At 39.9% G+C, this 22383-nt stretch carries 25 protein-coding genes; 3 read left to right on the forward strand and 22 right to left on the reverse strand.

Annotation, left to right across the window (positions count from 1 at the left end):
• The first annotated feature begins 14 nt into the window (after positions 1-14).
• Positions 15-2792: a DEAD/DEAH box helicase gene (locus CBM15_RS02780; protein ID WP_087615652.1), complete on the forward strand. Its 2778-nt coding sequence runs from the start codon at positions 15-17 to the stop codon at positions 2790-2792.
• 172 nt (positions 2793-2964) lie between these two features.
• Here CBM15_RS02780 and CBM15_RS02785 read toward each other — a convergent pair whose 3' ends face one another.
• The gene (locus CBM15_RS02785) at positions 2965-3375 is read right to left on the reverse strand and encodes a single-stranded DNA-binding protein (protein ID WP_087615653.1); all 411 of its coding nucleotides are present in this window, start codon (positions 3373-3375) and stop codon (positions 2965-2967) included.
• 256 nt (positions 3376-3631) lie between these two features.
• Between CBM15_RS02785 and CBM15_RS02790 the strand changes: the two genes are divergently transcribed.
• Positions 3632-4063 (forward strand): YwpF family protein, encoded by a 432-nt coding sequence (locus CBM15_RS02790; RefSeq protein WP_087615654.1) that lies wholly within the window; start codon positions 3632-3634, stop codon positions 4061-4063.
• A 136-nt stretch (positions 4064-4199) separates the two neighbouring features.
• Complete coding sequence (locus tag CBM15_RS02795) at positions 4200-5153, forward strand: nuclease-related domain-containing protein (RefSeq protein WP_087615655.1); 954 nt, start codon at positions 4200-4202, stop codon at positions 5151-5153.
• 273 nt (positions 5154-5426) lie between these two features.
• On the opposite strand, the gene CBM15_RS02800 is transcribed toward CBM15_RS02795, so the two are convergent.
• The 21 genes from CBM15_RS02800 to CBM15_RS02900 form a co-directional block, all read right to left on the reverse strand.
• Entirely contained in the window at positions 5427-5819 is a 393-nt protein-coding gene (locus CBM15_RS02800; protein WP_087615656.1) for a hypothetical protein, read from the reverse strand.
• Between the two features lie 104 nt (positions 5820-5923).
• On the reverse strand, positions 5924-6307 hold the full coding sequence (locus CBM15_RS02805) for a hypothetical protein (protein ID WP_087615657.1): 384 nt from the start codon (positions 6305-6307) through the stop codon (positions 5924-5926).
• A 193-nt stretch (positions 6308-6500) separates the two neighbouring features.
• Positions 6501-6938: a 3-hydroxyacyl-ACP dehydratase FabZ gene (fabZ, locus tag CBM15_RS02810; RefSeq protein ID WP_008404426.1), complete on the reverse strand. Its 438-nt coding sequence runs from the start codon at positions 6936-6938 to the stop codon at positions 6501-6503.
• A gap of 198 nt (positions 6939-7136) precedes the next feature.
• Positions 7137-7427, reverse strand: a complete 291-nt coding sequence (locus tag CBM15_RS02815) for a DNA-directed RNA polymerase subunit beta (RefSeq protein WP_065216606.1) — start codon at positions 7425-7427, stop codon at positions 7137-7139.
• A gap of 29 nt (positions 7428-7456) precedes the next feature.
• Positions 7457-8296: a flagellar hook-basal body protein gene (locus CBM15_RS02820; protein ID WP_087615658.1), complete on the reverse strand. Its 840-nt coding sequence runs from the start codon at positions 8294-8296 to the stop codon at positions 7457-7459.
• A 157-nt stretch (positions 8297-8453) separates the two neighbouring features.
• Positions 8454-9296, reverse strand: a complete 843-nt coding sequence (locus CBM15_RS02825) for a flagellar hook-basal body protein (RefSeq protein WP_087615659.1) — start codon at positions 9294-9296, stop codon at positions 8454-8456.
• Between the two features lie 70 nt (positions 9297-9366).
• Entirely contained in the window at positions 9367-10359 is a 993-nt protein-coding gene (gene mreB / locus CBM15_RS02830; RefSeq protein ID WP_008404433.1) for a rod shape-determining protein, read from the reverse strand.
• Positions 10360-10550: 191 nt separating this feature from the next.
• A complete protein-coding gene (locus tag CBM15_RS02835) occupies positions 10551-10817 on the reverse strand; it encodes a sporulation transcriptional regulator SpoIIID (RefSeq protein WP_008404436.1) in 267 nt (88 codons plus the stop codon).
• A gap of 159 nt (positions 10818-10976) precedes the next feature.
• On the reverse strand, positions 10977-11630 hold the full coding sequence (locus CBM15_RS02840; RefSeq protein ID WP_087615660.1) for a M23 family metallopeptidase: 654 nt from the start codon (positions 11628-11630) through the stop codon (positions 10977-10979).
• Positions 11631-11679: 49 nt separating this feature from the next.
• On the reverse strand, positions 11680-12582 hold the full coding sequence (gene spoIID, locus CBM15_RS02845; protein ID WP_158100188.1) for a stage II sporulation protein D: 903 nt from the start codon (positions 12580-12582) through the stop codon (positions 11680-11682).
• Positions 12583-13158: 576 nt separating this feature from the next.
• Entirely contained in the window at positions 13159-14460 is a 1302-nt protein-coding gene (murA, locus tag CBM15_RS02850; protein WP_008404441.1) for a UDP-N-acetylglucosamine 1-carboxyvinyltransferase, read from the reverse strand.
• 369 nt (positions 14461-14829) lie between these two features.
• Positions 14830-15072 (reverse strand): DUF1146 family protein, encoded by a 243-nt coding sequence (locus CBM15_RS02855; protein ID WP_087615662.1) that lies wholly within the window; start codon positions 15070-15072, stop codon positions 14830-14832.
• Between the two features lie 121 nt (positions 15073-15193).
• Complete coding sequence (locus tag CBM15_RS02860; RefSeq protein WP_008404445.1) at positions 15194-15601, reverse strand: F0F1 ATP synthase subunit epsilon; 408 nt, start codon at positions 15599-15601, stop codon at positions 15194-15196.
• A 23-nt stretch (positions 15602-15624) separates the two neighbouring features.
• Complete coding sequence (gene atpD, locus CBM15_RS02865) at positions 15625-17040, reverse strand: F0F1 ATP synthase subunit beta (RefSeq protein WP_008404446.1); 1416 nt, start codon at positions 17038-17040, stop codon at positions 15625-15627.
• Between the two features lie 49 nt (positions 17041-17089).
• Positions 17090-17947, reverse strand: coding sequence for an ATP synthase F1 subunit gamma (gene atpG, locus CBM15_RS02870; RefSeq protein WP_008404447.1), 858 nt, complete (start codon positions 17945-17947; stop codon positions 17090-17092).
• A gap of 99 nt (positions 17948-18046) precedes the next feature.
• On the reverse strand, positions 18047-19555 hold the full coding sequence (atpA, locus tag CBM15_RS02875; RefSeq protein ID WP_008404448.1) for a F0F1 ATP synthase subunit alpha: 1509 nt from the start codon (positions 19553-19555) through the stop codon (positions 18047-18049).
• A 29-nt stretch (positions 19556-19584) separates the two neighbouring features.
• On the reverse strand, positions 19585-20121 hold the full coding sequence (locus CBM15_RS02880; RefSeq protein ID WP_008404449.1) for a F0F1 ATP synthase subunit delta: 537 nt from the start codon (positions 20119-20121) through the stop codon (positions 19585-19587).
• Positions 20118-20639, reverse strand: coding sequence for a F0F1 ATP synthase subunit B (gene atpF, locus CBM15_RS02885; RefSeq protein ID WP_008404450.1), 522 nt, complete (start codon positions 20637-20639; stop codon positions 20118-20120). Before atpF ends, CBM15_RS02880 begins: the two co-directional genes overlap by 4 nt.
• A 169-nt stretch (positions 20640-20808) precedes the next feature.
• Complete coding sequence (gene atpE, locus CBM15_RS02890) at positions 20809-21033, reverse strand: F0F1 ATP synthase subunit C (protein ID WP_008404451.1); 225 nt, start codon at positions 21031-21033, stop codon at positions 20809-20811.
• A gap of 77 nt (positions 21034-21110) precedes the next feature.
• A complete protein-coding gene (atpB, locus tag CBM15_RS02895; RefSeq protein ID WP_087615663.1) occupies positions 21111-21836 on the reverse strand; it encodes a F0F1 ATP synthase subunit A in 726 nt (241 codons plus the stop codon).
• Between the two features lie 30 nt (positions 21837-21866).
• Complete coding sequence (locus tag CBM15_RS02900) at positions 21867-22238, reverse strand: ATP synthase subunit I (protein WP_008404453.1); 372 nt, start codon at positions 22236-22238, stop codon at positions 21867-21869.
• Positions 22239-22383 lie beyond the last annotated feature (145 nt).

A 22383-nucleotide genomic window follows, 5' to 3' on the forward strand; every position in this document is an offset into this window, starting at 1 on the left:
AATAGGAGGTGACATTGCGTTTATTGCGCAACGATACAATGCAATATTTATTTAATACGAAGCTACCCTTTCTACAAGTCTTTCGCATAAAGCTTTCAGAGCTGCGTCCCGGTTACTTCCGCGCTACTGCGTACAATAAAAATGATTTAATTTTACCGACAGCCAATTGGATTCCGTCTCTCTTTTTCAAATTTGAGCAAAGTTTTTACGGGCTGCATACTTCATTGGAAGAGCGTGATTTAATCATTTCGGCATCTCATTTGCTGGACGTTCTGTCACCTGCATACCGTCACCCGTTTTTGGATTTTGCTGCATATGATGATGCAACCGTTAATCACTTTCAAACAATCCAGACGACATTGCCGCTCTGGAATGACCCAAAGCTTTGGCAGCAGGCAACTGTAACAGAAGAAGGCTTTACATTTTCCAATGACCTATTGCAACATGCAGTTGAACAAAAACTGATGGATGCCGGACTTTCTAAAGAAGATACGCTTGCACTGATTCCATTTTTCCAAAATGGCGGCTGGCCGATGCAAACTTCTCATGTATTTGATGGTGTAAAGGTGGCACTGCGTTTAAGCGAGCCAGAAGAAAATGAAGAAAACTGGCTGTTGGAAACGGTGCTTATTAGTCCAAATGCCGCAAAACATTGGACACCTGCTTCGTCAAAACTGAAACTGCCGATCTTGGATGCACTGCCGAAAAAGTGGAGTGCAATTGCTAATGACATTGAAGAGCTGCAAAATCAAATAGTTGATTTAATTCAATTAAATGCTGAAAGTGCTCAGTTTATTCATACACAATTCAATGATCAGGAAGTACGTGAATTTTTACGTCTCGAACTTACTAAATTACAGGCTTTAGGCTTTGATGTGATTTTACCGGCTTGGCTTAAGGAACTCCGTCAATCGAAAATGCGTGTACGTGTCAGTGCCAATAACCAATCGGCCCGCAGTGTAGCAGGGCTAGACGATATTTTGACATTCAAATGGCAGTTCTCGATGAATGGCGAAGAAATTTCCGCAGAAGCCTTCCAGAAACTCGTTGCTGAAAAACGTGAATTTGTCCGTATTGGCACGGAATGGTTCCGTATTGATGCAGAGTGGCTCAATGAAATGCGTGAACTGATGGATCAGGCAAAAGAAGAAAATTGGACAGTACGCGATTTACTGTTCCGTGAGCTGCCTGAAACATTAACTGCACCTATTGAAGATGATACAGAAGATGATGCTGAGCGCGACGACCCGTTATTTGCATTTGAGATGCAGCAATCACTGCAGGATTATATTGATCAACTGCAAAATAAAAAAGGTCTGCCAAAAGTAGCTGTCCCAGCCAAGCTTCATGCTGAGCTGCGTCCATACCAGCAGGAAGGCTTTGAATGGCTTGTTTTCATGCGTGACCAAAAATTCGGTGCCTGTCTGGCAGATGATATGGGACTTGGTAAAACCGTTCAGCTTATTACGTATATGCTCCATACCGTTTCCGTTCTGCAAATTGATAAACCGACATTGATTGTGTGCCCGACATCTGTTGTCGGCAACTGGCAAAAAGAGCTTACTCGTTTCGCTCCTGACTTGGAAGTATATACACATTACGGGCCACGACGTTTAAAAGGTGAGGACCTGACAAGCTATATCGCAACACAGCGTCCGCATGTCATCCTTTCCACATATGGTACGGTCACTCAGGATGCAGATGACTTACAGCTTATAGACTGGGCAACGGTCGCTTTGGATGAGGCACAAAATATAAAAAATATGCAAACATTGCAATCCCGTGCAATCCGGAAATTAAAAGGCGAGCATCATATTGCGTTAACAGGTACACCTGTTGAAAACCGTCTTTCCGAGCTGTGGGCCATTTTTGATTTTATTCATAAAGGCTATTTAGGAAGCTTCACAAGATTTACCGAAAACTTTATTTCACCAATTGAACGGGAAGAGTCGGAATCCCATAAACGTGTTTTACGTATGAAAATCCGTCCGTTCCTGCTGCGCCGTTCAAAACGTGATCCCGAGCTTCAGCTGAATTTGCCTGACAAGCAGGAATCCCTTGAATTTTGTGCACTTACCCCTGAGCAGGCAGCACATTATGAAGGCTATATTCAAGATACTTTAGCGACACTTGAAGAGCTCACTGGGTTCGAGAAAAAGGGACGTATTTTAAAAATGCTTAATAAATTAAAACAGCTGTGCAACCACCCTGCCCTGTTTTTAAAAGAGCCTTTTGAAGATGCCAATACGATGGTTTCTCGTTCTGTAAAGCTCAAACGCATTATTGAGATGACGAGGGAAATTATCGATAATGGCGAACAATGCTTAATCTTTACACAGTACATCGGAATGGGTAATTTAATTCAGCATTGTTTAACAGAGCTTTATAATGTTGAAGTTCCGTTTTTAACAGGTAGTATGCCGAAAAATCAACGCGACAATTTAGTCGATCAGTTCCAGGCTGGCGAGTTCCCTGTGTTTTTACTGTCGCTTAAAGCTGGCGGAACAGGTCTTAACTTAACAGCTGCTACACATGTACTCCATGCCGATCGCTGGTGGAATCCGGCAGTCGAAAATCAGGCGACAGACCGGGCATACCGTATCGGACAAACACAATTTGTGCAGGTGCATAAGTTTGTGACAATTGGAACGATTGAAGAAAAAATCGATAAAATGATTGCAATGAAATCAGCACTGTCCGAAGAATTAATTCAATCAAGTAAATGGTTGACTGAACTTGATGATTCGGAACTGATGGATTTACTCATTTTGGATACGGGCAATATAAAATAATGTGAAAAGAGTCTACTTTTACGCCATGAAGTAGACTCTTTTTATGCTTACTTCACTACTTTATTCAGTTGGTATAGGATTGTGAGAAAGAATGGTTACTACTGCGCGGTCAAACAGCAGATTTGGGTGCTTCACCTCCTGAGAAATATTATTTTATCGGAGAGGAAAAAGATTACGGCTGGTGTACGAGTTTGGTTTCTTGTTCTGGAAGCACGAAATCTTCGGGAATCGGGGGCGGTGTTTGGAGCTTATCTGCTTCACCAGGGGCTTTTAATGAATAAAACTGTACATCCTCTGTTTGCACTTCCATCGTGTATACTTTCTGATTTTCACGATTGACATATGACCTTGATTGCAAGCGTCCTTTAATACCGATGAGTGAGCCTTTTCCGCAGTATTTTGCCAATAATTCAGCGGTCCTCCCCCATGCCACACATTGCACAAAGTCCGCATCTACCTTTCCTTCACTATTTTTGAAAGGACGGTTAGCAGCAATGATAAAGTATGCCCGAACCCTTCCTTCAGATAAGTGCCTGAGCTCCATATCTTTTGTCGTTCGCCCTACAAGCCCAACATGATTCATTCATTGACCTCCTTTCTTTCGGAAATTAAATAAAGCATAGCCGAACCCTGCTATTTCTGGCAAAACGTGAATTTGAATTTTTTGGCTAAAATATTGTTTCAAAATTACTTTTTCGCCTATATGGTATTTCATTCGAGTTAATGAGAATGCTGTTGTAAATAGACTTGTAGGTGAAATTACAAATTGCTGAAATTGGCAGTTTCACATTTTTTGTATGTTATACTTTTACATAAGAAAACTGAGGAGGGATTTATAAGTGAAAACCTTTAAAATGCTTGCTTTTGATTTATTAGTAAATGATGAAATAAAAGAAATTCCTTTAACAGACGGCATTATTATTAATCAGGAAAATAGCCATAAAATGTGGATTTTAGAATTGTTTACAGCAGATACATATTACGATTTTTTTCAAAACTTTGTTACATCTGGTGAAGCGCTAGATGCGCGCGCGATTATTTCGCTGCCGGACAATGAACCTGCCCCATTTGCCGTTGTTGTACATTCGATTACAAAAGTGGGCGATAAAATATCAGTGCTTATAAAAGGCCGTTTGAAAGCTCAGCGTAAAAAATATGCCGAGCTATTATTGGCACAGCTACTTGAAGAAGGATTACGGAATGATGAACTGCTTGAGGCATTTGATCAGGGGATGCGTAATCGACCTTCATTGAAGAAAAATGGTGAATAGGGCGGAAAGTGTAGTTTTGGGATGTAGGTTGATTTAAAAAGAGTAATTTGGTTCAGCATTCTTTGTAAAATCATCTTTTTGAAGGTATTTGTCAAGCCTCACCACGCATCGTATATTCAAGGTGGAGGTGAAGTTTGTGCAGAAATCAAAGCATCATTTTTACATGGAAGTTTTAGCTAAGAGGATTATGTTTGGTGATACGGAAGCAAGTGCAATCCAGCATGAGTTACAACGCTTGGAGGCTGGATTCGCAGGAGAAATGAAGTTGAAGCAAACCCTTTCCGATTATTCCTTTAAAACGGACCATCATGTTTTATATAATTTTGAATGCATGAATGATAAGGGCTTTTCCCATCAGATGGACGCTATTTTAGTAACGCCATTTTTTATAATAATTTTTGAAGTAAAACTGTTGTCAGGCGTTTTATTTTACAAACCCGCGCAGCATGAATTTTACCGCATCCACAACGAAAAACGCGAAAACTTCCGAAACCCCCTTGATCAAGTTTACCGGCATCAGCTATTTTTGGAACAATATCTGCGAAAATGGCAGATCACTATCCCCGTGTATTTTGCAGTGGTGATCGCAAACCAGCAAGCTGTTTTAGACGAGTCATTGGAGAATTTTCCGATTTTTCATATTAGCGGCGTTCCAAATTTCATTGAAAACCTCTATCGCAATACTGCGAAAACCAATGCAAATATGAATGTGATCATCGCTAAACTGAAACAACTTTATCATGCCCTTCCCCCTCGCCGCACCATCAGTTCCATTAGATTAAGGAAAGGCGTTCTTTGTAGATGGTGTGATTATAAAAATACGATGCACTATTATTACGGAGCATTTATATGCAATGTTTGTAAGGCTAAAAGTCGTGATGTCGTCTTTGAAACCCTCTATCATTACCGAATCTTACTTGGTGAAAAAATTTCTAACCGACAATTTCGCGAGTTTTTCGGAATGACAAATATAAAAGTCTGTTCGAATATTTTATCAAGGTTAGGTCTCGAACAGCGTGGCGCTAAGAAAGGAACGTATTACATTATTCCGGAGAACATTTTATCCTGGTCTAAAAAGAAAACAGATTAAAGTCGACTCTACTTTTATTTATGAAGTGAGGATTATATTTTGATTTGAGGATTAATAAACCTGAAATGAGGATTATCACTTACTAAGTGGGGATTATCTACACTGTTTTGAGGATTAAACACAACTAAGTGAGGATTATCCTGGCTCAAGTGAGGATAAATTCTTCTTCCCATCTATCTCCATTAAATTTGAGGATTATTTCATTTCCTTCTTACTTATACCAATTAAAAAAACCAGTGCCCACCGTAAGTGAACACTGATTCCTTTTTTAGACTAGTGGTTATCCACTTCGTCTTTATCCTTACGATCTGCACGGTCTTCAATGATATCTTCTTGGTTAACGGATGGAGCTCCTGGTGCAGTTGCGCCATTATCACCATTTGGTCCGCTTGAACCGTTCGGGACATTTGAGTTTTGATTGTTGTCAATCGTGCTCTCATTTGTTTGTCCGTTCATGTCGTTTTGACCGCTACGCCCATCTGTGTCCGGATCGACTGTATCTACCGTTTCGTCGATAGCGTCACGTGTGTCATCCATTACATCGTTAACACCGTTTTCGACATCGTTTCCTAGATTGTCATCTCCAGCATTGTCATTTGTATTACACGCTGAGAGAAATAACAGTGAACCAAGCGAAAGTGCGACAAGTAGTGCTGATTTTCGCATAAAAAATTCCCTCCTTTCCCATATGCAATCATGAGTCAATCACTTCGTGTGATCGTACATATAGTGCCCGGGAAAAGAAGGATCTATCCTACAAAAAAATGCGGTTATTTTAATTTATCTTTTAAGAGCTGTTCAACATAAGCGGCTTCTGCTTTACAGTCGAATTTGTAATTTGTACCTAATTGTTTCTGTAATTCCGCAATTTCCTTCTTTTGCTTTTCTGTTGGCTCTTCACTTAAAATTTTAGCAATGACCTCATCCATTTTCTTAGCAATTTCTTCATGAAATTCAGGGCTCAGTAAAATGTCTGCCGGTATTTTATCGATCCAAGCGGCATTCTCTTTAAAATAAGTTTGCCAGCTTGCCATATAGTCTTCCATCGAAAATTTTTCTTCATCCCAACCAATGCTTGCTAAATAAGCTTCAAACGACGTCGATATTGATCGTGTAATACTAATTTTTACGCCTGAAGACAGTTGTTTATACATCTATTTTAAAACCTCCTACGTTTAAAGCCAAACTTCGCTCATTGTTTACAGGCAAATGAAAACCTATAAAAGGTGAACACTGGCAATCGTCCCACACCTATCCTATCTCATTGGGAGACTTCTGCTTAAAGAAGTTAAAGAATTTCTTCAACCTTTATATTTTATAATCTTTGAGTTCCAATTGCAAATCGCCTTATTTTGGCTGTTCAGGTCCAATTGCAAATAGAATCTCGCACTCACAAACTAGTTCGCCATCTACTGTCGCAGTAGCACGGCCTTTCCCCATTTGTCCGCGCAATTTCAAGAATTCCACTTCAAGTTTCAGCTGATCGCCCGGTACGACTTGACGCTTGAAACGGCAATTATCAATCCCTGTTAAAAATACAAGACGTCCTTTATATTCAGGTGCGTTTAGTAATGCCACACCACCTACTTGCGCAAGTGCCTCGACAATTAGAACACCTGGCATTACTGGATAGCCAGGAAAATGCCCATTAAAAAATTCTTCGTTAATCGATACATTTTTCAATCCAAGTGCGCGCTTTCCTTCTTCGATTTCAAGAATGCGATCAACTAATAAAAATGGATAGCGATGTGGTAAAATATTTTGAATTTGCTCTGCGTTTAACATGAAAAAATCCCCCTTGTTTCCTCTATAATATTATGTAGATAATCGTTTATTTTTATGTATGTTCTGGTAAAGCAATGCAAATATTGGAGAAAGAGGCTGGAATTTCAGCCGACTTTTTGCTCCAATTCAACAAAAAAGTAAATTTTTGCTTATTCGCTGTAAAGGGACTGTTCGGAAATGGCTTTCCCGACAATCCCTCTACTCTTTACCATTTATAATATCGAGAAGATGCTGCCATGTTTCCCATTTTAAAACATCGAATGCTGCACCGTCCCCTATAACGCTGTAGCCAATAACCAGTCCTACAATTACGGCTACTAAAAATAATAAAATTACGATTATAATACGTAGCCAGATCGGAATCAGTCGAAGCCGAACCTTACCAACAGGCTGTTCCGTTGGCGGCTCCGAAACGTTCTTTATACGACGTCTCGTTTTTTTGGCTGCAGGCTCTTTTTGCTCGATCTGTCTATCTAACTCATTCGTCATAAAACTTCTCCCTTAACAATGTCGCACGTCTAGCGAATACCGTTAATTAACCCAAGCATTTGGTCTGCAATTGTAATTGCACGTGTATTAAATTGATATGAACGCTGTGCTTGAATTAAATTTGTCATCTCTTTTGAAACGTCTACATTCGACATTTCAAGTGCACCTTTTTGAATGCCCACTTGACGATTGGCACCTTGCAGATCTGTCAGTACTTGCGCTTGCGTGAAGCCTAGTGCATCAAGATTTTCCGGTAACCCAATATATGTCCCGCCCTGCAGTTTTTCCATTACATTTGGTTTTTGCAGTTCAGAAATTCCAAGCTGGAACTTTAACGGTGTGCCATTTTCATAGCTTGCCACTAACGAACCGTCTGAATCCATCGTAAAACCTGTCACATTATCCGGGAATGTAATTGGCTGTCCATTTGCATCTGCTACTTGGTATCCATCGCTATTTACAAGTGAAAGAATACCCGGTTCGGTCTGTGTTACATAAAAGCTACCGTTACGAGTGTATGCAGTTCGCACATCGCCTTCCGGATTTTGCATTAACACATTAAAATATTGGTTCTTTGTTGTTAAGGCAAAGTCTAAATCGCGGTCTGTTACTTGCAGTGAACCTTGTGTCTGATTGGATTGGATTAACCCGATCTGTGCACCGACACCATAACGAATGCCTACAGGTGTATCACGGACAGTGCGGTCTAATTCATCGTTATTAAACTGTTGATACAGCATTTCCGTAAAATTTGCCTGCTGTGCTTTATAGCCTGTTGTATTACTGTTTGCGATATTTGTACTAATTGTGTCTAACTGATGCTGTAGTTGAGATAATGTATTTGTCGCACTCACCATTGTACGTAACATTTCCCGCACCTCCTTAATTATACGAAAATTCGACAGCTAATGAAAATAATCGCTATATGAATGAGTTGATTTCCATTCCGATCTGGGCGCTTTCCACGGTGGAGTCGCCTTCTCATCATTTCAGTCAACTCGTTTATAATCATTCAAATGCAATTATTTAATTAACTCGTCCAATTTCATTAACCGCTTTTTCCATACTCTTATCGTATGCCTGCAGCACTTTTTGGTTTGCTTCAAATGCTCGGTATGCGGTTAATAGATCTGTCATTGCTTTAGAGGCATCAACATTGGATCCTTCTAAATATTGCTGCTGCATCGAAAATTGTACATTAGCCTGTCCATAGGCAGATGGTAGATCGACGCCATCCAATGTATTAAACAACCCATTATCACGCTTCACAAGTACATCCGGGTTTTCTGAAAATGCGACACCTAACGTGCCAACCTGTACATCATTTTCGTCAAAAATCGCCCCATCCGAACTGATGCGAATATTGTCGTTATTAAACTGCATACGTTCCCCATTTGCATCCAATACGAATAGTCCTTGGGGGTTTACTAGATTGCCCTGCCCGTCCAGCGTAAAATTCCCGTTACGTGTATAGCTCTCGGTTCCGGATTCATTTTCCAAACGGAAGAAAATTTGTCCCGAATTCCCTGAAGCTTCGTCAGTAGGCATCGAGCTATTGATCAGAGCGATATCTGTATTTAAACCAGTTGAATAAATCTGGCCTTGCGCTTGGTTTGGCATTGTTTCCTGTAAATAAACACCCGCATTTACCGCACCAACCGGATTAAGATTTTTTATTGCAAACCCGTTCTCCGTTGGAATGTTTGTCGAATTTACTGCCGACATCAACATATCCGGAAAAGAACGAATGGTCGTTTGATCTGATTTAAAGCCAGGTGTATTGGCATTGGCCATATTATTCGTTAAAATTTCAGTTTTACGTTGTTGTGCAACCATTCCTGTAGCTACTGTATAAAAACCTTTAAACACTCAATTCACCTCTAATTATGCCGTATTTATCATTTATCGGCAAAAAAATGATAATTATAAGTAATATAATTTATTTATTTACCGCGCGATCAATATTATCCAGCATAATTCCAGTTCCAACTGCCACACAGTCCATTGGGTTTTCCGCTACAAATACAGGTACTTTCAGCTCTTCGATTAAAAGCTGATCAATGCCATGCAGTAACGCACCTCCACCAGTTAAAATAACGCCTCGATCGATGATGTCGGCCGATAATTCAGGTGGTGTTTTTTCCAGTACGTCTTTTGCTGCCTGTACAATCATGCTAACCGATTCACGCAATGCGTGCTCAATCTCTTCTGAATTGATTTCGATTGTTCTTGGTAAGCCCGTTACCATATCGCGTCCGCGAATATCCATAGTATCATCGCGTCCGCCAGGGAATACTGTACCAATTGTTGTTTTAATATTTTCTGCTGTACGTTCACCGATCAACAGCTTGTATTCTTTCTTTATGTATTGCAATATGTCATTATCGAATACATCCCCGGCAACTTTAATCGATTCGCTCGTTACGATATCGCCCATTGATAATACTGCTACATCCGTTGTACCTCCACCGATATCAACGACCATATTACCGCTTGGCTGGAAAATATCCATACCTGCGCCGATTGCTGCCACTTTAGGCTCTTCTTCCAAATAAACCTTTTTGCCGCCCGATTTTTCAGCTGCTTCACGAATTGCTTTTTGTTCTACCGATGTAATATTTGTCGGACAGCAAATTAAAATGCGTGGCTTCGATAAGAAACCTTTAACGTCCAATTTATTGATAAAATGTTTTAACATCGCTTCTGTTACATCAAAATCCGCAATTACGCCATCCTTTAATGGACGAATCGCAATAATATTTCCCGGTGTACGTCCCACCATTTGACGTGCCTCTTCACCGACTGCCAATACTTTATTTGTCTTTTTATCTATTGCTACTACAGATGGTTCATTCAAAACAATCCCTTTGCCTTTTAAATGAATCAGCACGTTAGCAGTACCTAAATCAATCCCAATATCTTTAGAAAACATGTTTCATTATTCTCCTTCCGCCCATTTGAACATGTATACGATTCTATATATGTCTATCTTAGTTATTTTATCATATACAGTGTTGAATTACATCAATATTGTGGGAAGGATTTTCCTTTATAATGGTTTAAAATGGTAAAAATCTAAAGTGATAATCACGAAAAAAAGCATTTAGTTGTTATAATAACAGACTAAATGCTTTTTTCTTGTTGCTTTGTAATCCACTTTTTACGTGTTGCTTCACCACCGCGTAAATGGCGAATCGATTTGTTATAGGTTAAAACTTGTTGTACTTGTAGCGCAAGTGGTTCATTCACTTGTTTTAGCCGCTCTGTCAAATCTTTGTGTACAGTACTTTTAGAGAATCCCGTCATTTTCGCGAGTGCACGCACGGTTTCACCTGTCTCTACCAACAGTTCACCCAAACGAACGCAGCGTTGCCGAATATGTTCGTGCACGTCCTCTCCCTCTCTACTTCTAATATAAAGAGCCTTGCATTGCCTTGCTTCTTAATATTTCACCTTATGTGAGCAGGCTCTTAATTATTCGGAGTAGATTGCAGGATTCGTCGTTAACTTACTAAAAATGTATCCGAATTCATCCATTTTCCTAAATAATCAAAAGGATAAATATTTGTTCGGATCCACCAGTACACCATCTTCCATTACTTCAAAGTGTAAATGAACGCCAATGTTTGGATTCCATTCATTTTCTTGTGAAGTAGCAAGCTGATCGCCTTGTGAAACTTGATCGCCTTGTTTTACAAGGATATCTGCCACGGAGTTATAGCGTGTTTGCATACCATTTGGATGTGTAACTGTAATGCTGTTGCCTGTAAATGCATCCATTTTCACTTCAGTCACTTCACCGCTCATTGCAGCAACAACTTCAAAAGGCTCGCTGTTAATTGCGATAGAGACCCCTGTAGATGTTGTGAATACTTGATTAAATACAAGCAATGAGTTTTCGCGTGTTGCTTCATCTTTGGATACGTCATAAAAGTCCTGCAAAATTGTTACTTCATTTAAGTATTCTTCTTTGAATGGATACTTCAAAGTTTCCGAAACAGTCGCATTTGTTGGAACGATCGACTGGTCGGCTGGTGCAGAAACTTCTTCCATCAATTCCTGCTCATTCTGACTTTCATACAATGCATTAAAACTAAAAATAACGGCCACAATCATTACTGCCATACCACCGTATACAGCCGGCCAAAACCACCGTCTTTGCATAACTGGTTTCTGAGAAGGCTTTTGTTTAACTTCTCTCATATTCATCACCTCAAATGGAAGTGTGTACAAGAAATTGGAAAGTTAAACATTATTTTTTACAATAATTTATCGATTTTAATGTTGTCGATGGATAGTAATGAGAAAGGATACCTTCCGCCGTTAAACCGCCCTGTGCCATCGCGTCTGCCCCATACTGGCTCATCCCTACCCCATGCCCGTATCCATACGTTTTAATCGTTATACCGGCCGCTGTCGGTTCCCAGGTAAAATTCGTGGAGCGTAAGTTTAAAAGTGTGCGCATTTCTCTGCCCGTCCATGTTTTTTTATGGATGGTAATTTGCTCAATGCGGTTCGTGTTGTTTCGCTTCAGTTTTGCGTTTTGAAGCTGGGCTCTCGAAAAGTTCTGTTTAAGATTTTTATTTAACTCTTCAAATGTATACGTTGTCTGTTCCTGATTTAACTGTTCCGGTGAAGTGGTTGCTGTTAAGTAGGGAATGGGATTTCCGCTATAGTTTTCCGCGGATTCGGTATATTGAAAGGATGATGCATGAAACATGGCTGTAATCAATTCATCATTATAGGTAAGAATTTGGTTGGCGGTTTGATTGACGGCTTCTGTAATTTTTTCTTCATTTTCCGCAAAAGTGGTTTTCCATTTTTCTTCTCGCAATTCCTGATCGTTGTAAACTTGATGTGCTGTTGTTGTGAGAATCGGCTTTTTTCCATAATTGGTCTGCTTCAATACATAGGTGCGGGAGGCAATCGCCTGGGCTTTTAATGCTTCCATATGAAAACTTGCCGGCATTTCCCCTGCAATTACACCAATTAAGTAGTCTTCAATTGGAACTGTAGTATTATTTACTTTAATAAATAAAGGACAAGAAGTAGATTCCGCTTGTTCAGGAATGGAGGTTTGTTTCTTAGACTTTAAAGTGAACGGGACTAAAAACAATAGGACACCAATGATAAAATAAATGATAATTTTTTTCATGAGACAGTATATGAGCCTGCAAGAAGAATATGAGTTCATTTTGGAGAGAGAATTTCTAGTTTTTGTAGAATGGGAGTTATGGAGAGATTTTAGGGTGAGAGAGGTGCGTTGGTTCAACTTTAATAGCGGCGGGGTTTACTTTTGAGCACAGTTGTTCTACTTTCTCCATGAACTGTTCTACTTTCTCCCTGGGACTTTCTAATACCCCTCTTACTTTCTACTTTTGAGCGGGATCGTTCTACTTTTGCTGTAATTGTTCTACTTTAATAGCAACAGTTTCTACTTTTGAGCCGAGTTGTTCTACTTTCCCCATGAACTGTTCTACTTTTTCACCAAAAGTTTCTAATACACTGCATGCTTTCTATATTCAACCGACTTCATTCTACTTTTCCCTGTAATCATTCTACATTCAAAGCGGTCTTTCTACTTCCTTCAAAAATCATTCTACTTTCTCACAGAAACTTTCTAATTTCCAAACTCTCCAACCCCCACATTTCCCTTACAAAACCAAAAAAGCATCCCGAAAGCCCACATCTCGCTTCCTGAATGCTTTATATGTTTATATGAATCTAGCTATTAAACTGTTACAACGATTTCTTGTAACACTTCTTCTTCTGAATCGATGCGCTCGATCATTGCACCTAGAGAAGCTAGTTTTTTGTGGAAATCCACATAGCCGCGATCTAAATGGTGTAACTTAGTAACACGTGTTACGCCTTCTGATACGAGGCCGGTTAAAATTAGTGCTGCTGCTGCACGTAAATCTGTTGCTGATACTTCCGCACCTTGAAGTTTTTTGCCACCTTCAATAAATACAGAACGCCCTTCAATCTTTGCGTCTGCATTCATGCGACGGAATTCTTCAACATGCATAAAACGATTTTCGAAAACTGTTTCTGTAATGATACTCGTTCCGTTTGCCGTTAACATTAATGCCATCATTTGTGATTGCATATCTGTAGGGAAACCTGGGTGTGGCATCGTTTTAATATCAACCGCTTTTAATGGGTCGTTTGCGCGCACACGGATGCCTTCATCTTCTTCGATAACTTCTACGCCCATTTCACGCATTTTTGCAGTTAGTGCTGTCATATGCTCTGGTACAGCGTTTTCAATCAATACATCTCCGCGGGTAATTGCCGCCGCTACCATAAATGTGCCTGCTTCAATGCGGTCTGGAATAATGTAATGTTCGCAACCTTTTAATTCTTTAACGCCTTCGATACGAATTGTATCAGTACCGGCACCAATGACACGGCCACCCATTGCGTTAATAAAGTTTGCCAAATCTACTATTTCAGGCTCTTTCGCTGCATTTTCAATAATTGTCGTCCCTTTTGCAAGAGATGCTGCTGTCATAATATTTTCAGTAGCCCCAACACTCGGGAAGTCTAAATAGATTTCTGCGCCTTTTAGTTCACCTTTTACTTTTGCTTCGACATAACCATGTCCAAAGGAAATCTCTGCACCCATAGCTTCGAAGCCTTTTAAATGAAGTTCGATTGGACGAGATCCAATTGCACAGCCGCCTGGTAATGCTACACGTGCATAGCCATTACGTGCCAATAGTGAACCCATTACTAAAATGGATGCGCGCATTTTACTTACAAATTCAAATTGCGCTTCACTTGATAGCTTCATAGAGGCATCAATCATCATTTCATTTTTCTCGACATCATATTCGACAATCGCATTTAAACTTTTTAACACTTCACCAATCGTACCGACATCTGCTAAGTTTGGTACATCTTTAATCATATTTTTATCTTTAGAAGCTAATAGAGAAGCAGCTAAAATCGGTAATACAGCATTTTTTGCGCCTTCAACGCGTACTGTGCCTTTTAGCGTCTGACCCCCAGTAACAATAATTCTCTCCACAATTCGTCCCTCCGAATTCAATTCTCATATAATAAAGGAATAAGTTCAATTAAACTTAAATTATTTTAAACTTCATTTGACTCAATTTACACACAAAAATATACTACATTTATTGGGGCTGTAATTCAAGCACCCAAATTACTATTTTAATCTAATTTGTTTGAAAAGGCTATTAAATTATAATACGCAGCGCAACTATTTAGTGTGAATAGACAAATTTTCACATTAAAGTATCTTCCTTAAAAATAACTACCCAAATCATGTAACCTTACAAACCTCAAATATTTCCTAGGAAATTTTTATTTCTTGTAGTGGAAAACAAACATTTATTCCCCTTTACAAGAAATAAAACTGCAGCTATTTCCTGTTTTAACTAAAAATATAGGGAATCGTTTGCGACCAGCTTAAAAAGTTTAAAAAGAAATCCGCTACAACTGAACCAATTACAATACTCGTCAAAATATAAAAGAGCTGAATTTGAAAAGTTTTTCCTTTTTTAAATAATTGTTCGACTCTTAATCCTTGTAATGCATAAAGAGCAATTCCTATAAATATAATATATGCTAACACATTAACGATTGCTTGTTGGCCAGCCTCGACATAAAAATCCATTTTCCTCACTCCTTTAAACACCTTGCCCAAGATGATAACGAAACGTGTTTCAGACTGTTTATACCCTTATTGTCCGTCTACAAAAAAAGCAGGCAGAAAGAATCTGCCCGCTTGTAAAACATTAGATATTACCCTCATGAACATTGATACGATTCATCGCACGTTTTAAAGATAATTCCGCGCGTGTGAAATCGATGTCATCTTGTTTCTTTTGAAGGCGACCTTCAGCACGAGCTAAAGCTTCTTTAGCACGGGCAATATCGATTGAAGAAGCAACTTCTGCAGAAGGAGCTAAAATCGAGATTTTTTCAGGGCGAACTTCAATGAAACCACCGCTAACCGCTGCGACATCTGTAGTGCCGTCTGCTTTTTTAAGCTTCACAGAACCAATTGTTAGTGGAGCAACCATAGGAATATGGCCAGCTAAGACACCAATTTCACCTGAAGTCGTTTTAGCGATTACCATCGTTACTTCTGAATCGTATACTGAGCCGTCGGGAGTGACAATATTGACTGTAACTGTCTTCATATTTTTTCCTCCTCGTCAGCTAATTAGACTTGTACGCCCATTTCTTTAGCTTTCGCTACTACTTCATCAATAGAACCAACTAGACGGAAAGCATCTTCTGGTAAGTGATCCCATTTGCCATCAAGGATTTCCTTGAATGAACGAACAGTTTCTTTTACAGGTACATAAGAACCTTTTTGACCAGTGAATTGCTCTGCTACGTGGAAGTTTTGAGATAAGAAGAACTGGATACGACGAGCACGTTCAACTGTTTTCTTATCTTCGTCACCTAGCTCATCCATACCTAAGATAGCAATGATATCTTGCAGTTCACGGTAACGTTGGATTGTACGTTGAACACCAGTAGCGATTGCGTAATGTTCTGGTCCAACGATTTCTGGTGATAATGCACGAGAAGTTGAAGCTAGTGGGTCTACCGCTGGATAGATACCCATTTCAGATAATTTACGCTCAAGGTTAGTTGTAGCATCTAAGTGGGCGAAAGTTGTAGCCGGAGCCGGGTCAGTATAGTCATCGGCTGGTACGTAAATCGCTTGGATCGAAGTTACAGAACCTTTAGTAGTAGATGTGATACGCTCTTGTAATTTACCCATTTCTGTAGCAAGTGTTGGTTGGTAACCTACCGCTGAAGGCATACGACCTAATAGGGCAGAAACCTCAGAACCTGCTTGTGTGAAACGGAAAATGTTGTCGATGAATAAAAGTACGTCTGCACCTTGCTCATCACGGAAGAACTCAGCCATTGTTAAACCAGTTAAAGCTACGCGCATACGTGCTCCTGGTGGCTCATTCATTTGACCGAATACCATCGCTGTTTGTTTGATTACGCCTGAATCTGTCATTTCGAAGAATAAGTCGTTACCCTCACGAGTACGCTCACCTACACCTGCGAATACAGAAATACCTGCGTGCTCTTGTGCGATGTTGTTGATTAATTCTTGGATTAATACTGTTTTACCTACGCCGGCACCACCGAATAGACCGATTTTACCACCTTTGATGTATGGTGCTAATAAGTCTACTACTTTGATACCTGTTTCTAGGATTTCTACAGTAGTTGATAATTCATCGAATGTTGGAGCTTCGCGGTGAATTGAATCACGACGAACTTCAGCAGGAATTTCTTCACCTAAGTCGATAACTTCACCAAGTACGTTAAATACGCGACCTAATGTAGCTTCACCAACTGGTACTGAGATTGGTGCTCCTGAGTTTGTTACTTCTGCTCCACGTTGTAAACCGTCAGTAGATGACATGGCAATCGTACGAACAGAATCGTCACCTAAGTGAAGCGCTACTTCTAATGCAAGAGTAGTTGGAGCTTCGTTAGGACGTTCAATTGTAACTGTTAATGCGTTATAAATTGCTGGTAATTGACCATTAGCAAACTTTACGTCTACTACTGGACCCATTACTTGAAGAACGTGTCCTTTGTTCATTACTTTGTACCCTCCTATCGTATTCTTATACGACATTGGTGAGTGCGCCCTATTCTAAGGCAGCAGCTCCACCAACGATTTCTGTAATTTCTTGTGTAATCGCCGCTTGACGTGCACGGTTATATTGTAGAGAAAGGTCTGCAATAAGATCGTTTGCATTGTCTGTAGCGTTTTTCATTGCTGTCATACGCGCTGAATGTTCACTCGCTTTTCCGTCTAAAATCGCGCCGTAAATTAAGCTTTCCGCATATTGTGGAAGTAATACTTCTAAAATGGCTTCGCCTGATGGCTCAAATTCATAAGAAGCATTGCTTGTTGAAGGTGCAATGTCAGTTAGAGGAAGAACTTTTTTCATAGTCACTTCGTTTTGAATTGCAGATACGAAGTGATTGTAGTACATATAAAGTTCATCATACGTACCATCAATGAACATACCAACAGCATTACGAGCGATTTCTTTAATATCAGCAAATGACGGTTGGTCCGGTAGAGCAACGACATCTGCGATAACATTGTGTCCACGCTTTACAAAGTAATCACGAACAACACGACCTACTACTAAAACTACGTACTCATCTTTAGACTTGTGACGTTTATCAATAGTGCTTTGAACTTGACGTAAGATGCTTGAGTTGTAAGCACCTGCCAGACCACGGTCAGAACCGATGACTAAGTAAGCTGTTTTCTTAACAGGACGAGAAGTTAACATTGGATGTCCGCTGTCTTTTGTACCTGTTGCGATTGCGCCTACTACGTCCTGGATTTTTTCCATGTATGGAACGTAAGACTTAGCGTTTTGCTCTGCACGACGTAACTTTGAAGAAGAAACCATCTGCATCGCTTTCGTAATTTGTTTCGTTGACTTTGTAGAGTTAATACGACCTTTAATTTCGCGTAAGTTTACCACTGGTATTTCACCACCTTTAGATTTTTATCAAGCTCTTATTAAAAAAGAGTTGTCCAGTTTTTCACGCTACAGTATTGTGCGTGAAAAACCGTTCAATTCTTACTCAGATTTAGCGAAAGTCTTTTTGAACGCATTGATAGCTTCAACATACTCTGCGTCTGGAGCAAGTTCTTTAGTTGTACGAACATGATCTAAAACATTTGTGTGGTTTGTATCTAACCAGCTTAAGAATTCGTTTTCGAAACGAACGATGTCTTGTACTGGAATATCATCTAAGTGACCTTTAGTTAATGCATAAAGGATCGCAACTTGTTTTTCAACTTTAAGTGGTTTGTTTAAGTCTTGTTTTAAAACTTCAACTGTACGTTTACCACGCTCTAATTTAGCAAGTGTGATTGCGTCTAAGTCAGATCCGAACTGAGCGAATGACTCTAACTCACGGAATGCTGCCAAGTCAAGACGTAATGTACCCGCTACTTTTTTCATCGCTTTGATTTGAGCAGAACCACCTACACGTGATACTGATAAACCAGCGTTGATCGCAGGACGTACACCAGAGTTGAATAAGTCAGATTGTAAGAAGATTTGACCATCTGTGATTGAGATTACGTTTGTTGGGATATATGCAGAGATATCGCCCGCTTGCGTTTCTACGAATGGAAGCGCTGTAATCGAACCGTTTTTGTATGTTTCGTTTAATTTCGCAGCACGCTCAAGTAGACGGCTGTGTAAGTAGAACACGTCACCAGGGTATGCTTCACGACCTGGAGGACGGCGTAGAAGAAGTGAAAGTTCACGGTATGCTGATGCTTGTTTAGTTAAGTCATCATACACGATTAATACGTGCTTACCATCTAACATGAATTCTTCTGCCATAGATACACCTGCGAAAGGAGCAAGGTATAGTAATGGAGCTGGTTGTGATGCAGATGCAGTTACAACGATTGTGTAATCTAATGCACCGTGCTTACGGAAAGTTTCAACTACGTTACGTACAGTTGATTCTTTTTGACCAATTGCAACGTAGATACAGATCATATCTTCGCCTTGTTGGTTTAAGATTGTATCAATCGCTACAGATGTTTTACCAACTTGACGGTCACCGATGATTAACTCACGTTGACCACGACCGATTGGTACTAAAGCGTCAATCGCTTTGATACCTGTTTGTAATGGCTCATGTACTGATTTACGTGCCATTACACCGAAAGCTGGACTTTCGATTGGACGAGATTTTGTTGTGTTGATTGGACCTAATCCATCCACTGGCATTCCAAGTGGGTTTACAACACGGCCAATTAGTGCTTCACCAACTGGTACTTCCATAATACGACCTGTACGACGAACCTCATCGCCTTCTTTGATGCCTAGGTAGTCTCCTAAAATTACGATACCAACGTTACCTTCTTCTAGGTTTTGTGCCATACCCATAACACCGTTTGAGAACTCTAAAAGCTCTCCAGCCATGGCGTTGTCGAGGCCATGAGCACGAGCGATACCGTCACCAACAGTGATAACTGTACCTACTTCGCTTACTTTTAATTCCGATTGATAACCTTCAATCTGCTGTTTAATCAGACTGCTGATTTCTTCAGCTTTGATGCCCATGTATGTTCACCTCTCACATTTCTTAAGATTTAGCCAACTAATGTTCGTTTTAAGTCCTCTAGCTTAGACGCTACAGTGCTGTCGAAAATATAGTTGCCGATTTGAACGCGTACGCCACCAATTAATGACGCATCGATAATGTTTGTAATGTTAAGTTGCCCTTTGCCGACTAACTTGCCGAAAGCAGCAGAAATTTCTGCACGTTCGCCATCCGTTAATTCACGCGTTGAGTAAACTTTTGCATCTGCAGTACCTTGTGCGGCAGCTGATAATGCTTGATATTGGTCTGCTACAGCAGTTAATTCGTTTAAACGTTTCTTTTCGATTAAGAATTGAACCATGTTTACAACGATTGGCTGTGCACCCGTTAGAATTTGAGCGATAAGCTCTTTCTTACGATCAGTAGAAATTTTCGGAGCAGTAAGTAAAGCCATAAACTCTTCGTTCGTAGCCAATACTGTTTTGATCTCACGTAAATCTGCACCTACTTCAGCAAGAAGGTTGTTGCTTAATGCTAATTCATAAATTGCTTGAGCATAGCGATTTGCTACAGTCGATTGACTCATTTCGCTTCGCCTGCCTTCGCAATCGTTTCTTTAATTAATGCGCTATTGTCTGCTTCAGAAATTTCTTTCCCAAGAACTTTAGACGCAGCAAGTACTGATAATGAAACTACTTCTTCACGTACAGCAGCGATTGCTTTTTCTCTTTCTGCTTCGATATCACGAACAGCAGATTCTTTTAGACGGTTCGCTTCAGCGCGTGCAGTTACCACGATTTCTTCGCGAGTTGCTTCGCCTTGCTTTTTAGCGTTCTCAATGATTGATTGCGCTTCTGTGCGAGCTTCTTTAAGAAGGCTCTTTTGTTCTTCTAATAGTGCTTGTGTTTCTTTTTTAGCTTTTTCAGCTGCATCGATTCCGCTTGCAACCAGCTCTTCACGCTCGCGCATGATACCCATTAAAGGACCCCAAGCGAACTTTTTAAGAAGTGCCATTAAACCTAAGAAAATCACTAACGTCGCAATTGCATCACCTAAGTTGAGTCCAGTTGCGCCTGCACCTAGTGCAAGATAGTCTAAAAACACGATTGTTTCACTCCCTTCAAGAGCTTGAATTAAATCTATATTTTGTCATACTTTTTGTTCGTAATTAATATTAAATAAAAAAGGGTATATCTTATTTACACAAAACGAATGGCGAAGGGTTTCAAAAGAAGTCTACTTCGCCACTGGATTTTAATAATCTTAATGAAGACTATTGGTTCATTACGATGAATGCGATTACTACTGCGATGATCGGTAATGCTTCTACTAACGCTACCCCGATGAACATTGTAGTTTGAAGTGCGCCACGTGCTTCTGGTTGACGAGCGATACCTTCTACTGTTTTTGAAACGATTAAACCGTTACCAATACCTGCACCTAGTGCTGCTAAACCGATTGCGATTGCTGCTGCTAATAAACCTACTGAACCTACCATTTGATAATATCCTCCTTGGATGTTGTAATTTTTTTTGGTTCAAATCACCGCACTACATTGAATGCGGAAACTTATAATTAATGGTCTGTACTCACTTTGTGAGCCATGTATACCATCGTTAACATTGTGAAAATGAAAGCTTGGATAAACCCGATGAAGATCGAGAATCCCATCCACGCCATCATTGGTACGATTGCACCGAAGAAACCAAACGCACTTGAAACTGCTAAACCAGTTAGTAACGTTAGTAAAATCTCGCCGGCATAAATGTTACCGTAAAGACGTAGACCTAGAGTTAGAGTATTTGCAAACTCTTCAATAACTTTTAACGGGAACATAAATGACATTGGTTGGAAGAACGTTTTAGCATAACCGCCTGTACCTTGCATTTTCACACCGTAATACTGTGTTAATACTAGAATCATCGACGCTAATGTCATTGTTACGACTGGATCGGCTGTTGGTGATTTCCACCATAAATCACTGCCGTAAGCAATACCACCCATTGGTAAACCAAGTAAGTTGGACACTGCAATGAACATGATTAATGTAATCCCAAGAATGTGGAAACGTCCACCAGTTTTCCAGTCCATGTTGCTCTTAATAATATTTTTCACGAAATCCATAATCCATTCCATGAAGTTCTGCATACCAGTCGGTTTTAACGCAAGTGTACGTGTTGAAACAAAAGCGATAATAAATACGATGATTGCAGCTACTAAGAGAGTTAGTACTGTAGATAAGTTGAAAGTAAGCGTCATAAAGCCTAAATCCAAATGTAGCTCTGGAGCTGTATGATCCATTTTTGCATTCACCTCTCTTTCAAATGCACCTTAGTGGCTTTTTATATGATGTACTACTCTTTCTACTACTAAAAAGATGTACGGAATCATCAGCCCAATGACCGTGCTTATTAAGTGAAAATATTGTGGCAACGATATTGCGATTGCGACTGCGGCAACACCTGATCCAAAGCGAAGCGCTGTACCGATAGATGCTACTTTTGTCCCTTCACTAATGGAACGGTCAAATTTTTCCATACGTCGAAGTAAAATCCAAAAATTATACGTACCAAAGAAAGCACCTAGGGCTAGACCAGCAAATATAGAATCATATGGCGAAAATCCCCAGCCTAACGTACAAATAGCAAGCAAAAAAAAGAACGCTTTCTTCTGCATTGCAAAAACGTGATGCAAATTTAGCATTGGCAGTTAATCTCCTGAAACTTTTTTCGAGTAAAGAAAGTGTTCATCGACCATTAAATGAATTTAAAACGTAGTCAATGCACTACAAAATTAGAGGCCATTACAAGTAGTAAATAATTTCCACAACAGAGCAATTCTAAAGTGG

This window comes from Solibacillus kalamii (assembly GCF_002174535.1).
Lineage (GTDB): Bacteria > Bacillota > Bacilli > Bacillales_A > Planococcaceae > Solibacillus > Solibacillus silvestris.

Excerpts from the sequence above, each read along its gene's own strand:
- CBM15_RS02785 (WP_087615653.1), bottom strand. The coding sequence starts at position 3,375 with ATGAATCATGTTGGGCTTGTAGGGCGAACGACAAAAGATATGGAGCTC.
- CBM15_RS02800 (WP_087615656.1), bottom strand. The coding sequence starts at position 5,819 with ATGCGAAAATCAGCACTACTTGTCGCACTTTCGCTTGGTTCACTGTTA.
- CBM15_RS02805 (WP_087615657.1), bottom strand. The coding sequence starts at position 6,307 with ATGTATAAACAACTGTCTTCAGGCGTAAAAATTAGTATTACACGATCA.
- fabZ (WP_008404426.1), bottom strand. The coding sequence starts at position 6,938 with ATGTTAAACGCAGAGCAAATTCAAAATATTTTACCACATCGCTATCCA.
- CBM15_RS02815 (WP_065216606.1), bottom strand. The coding sequence starts at position 7,427 with ATGACGAATGAGTTAGATAGACAGATCGAGCAAAAAGAGCCTGCAGCC.
- CBM15_RS02820 (WP_087615658.1), bottom strand. The coding sequence starts at position 8,296 with ATGTTACGTACAATGGTGAGTGCGACAAATACATTATCTCAACTACAG.
- mreB (WP_008404433.1), bottom strand. The coding sequence starts at position 10,359 with ATGTTTTCTAAAGATATTGGGATTGATTTAGGTACTGCTAACGTGCTG.
- CBM15_RS02840 (WP_087615660.1), bottom strand. The coding sequence starts at position 11,630 with ATGAGAGAAGTTAAACAAAAGCCTTCTCAGAAACCAGTTATGCAAAGA.
- spoIID (WP_158100188.1), bottom strand. The coding sequence starts at position 12,582 with ATGAAAAAAATTATCATTTATTTTATCATTGGTGTCCTATTGTTTTTA.
- CBM15_RS02855 (WP_087615662.1), bottom strand. The coding sequence starts at position 15,072 with ATGGATTTTTATGTCGAGGCTGGCCAACAAGCAATCGTTAATGTGTTA.
- CBM15_RS02860 (WP_008404445.1), bottom strand. The coding sequence starts at position 15,601 with ATGAAGACAGTTACAGTCAATATTGTCACTCCCGACGGCTCAGTATAC.
- atpD (WP_008404446.1), bottom strand. The coding sequence starts at position 17,040 with ATGAACAAAGGACACGTTCTTCAAGTAATGGGTCCAGTAGTAGACGTA.
- atpA (WP_008404448.1), bottom strand. The coding sequence starts at position 19,555 with ATGGGCATCAAAGCTGAAGAAATCAGCAGTCTGATTAAACAGCAGATT.
- CBM15_RS02880 (WP_008404449.1), bottom strand. The coding sequence starts at position 20,121 with ATGAGTCAATCGACTGTAGCAAATCGCTATGCTCAAGCAATTTATGAA.
- atpE (WP_008404451.1), bottom strand. The coding sequence starts at position 21,033 with ATGGTAGGTTCAGTAGGTTTATTAGCAGCAGCAATCGCAATCGGTTTA.
- atpB (WP_087615663.1), bottom strand. The coding sequence starts at position 21,836 with ATGGATCATACAGCTCCAGAGCTACATTTGGATTTAGGCTTTATGACG.
- CBM15_RS02900 (WP_008404453.1), bottom strand. The coding sequence starts at position 22,238 with ATGCTAAATTTGCATCACGTTTTTGCAATGCAGAAGAAAGCGTTCTTT.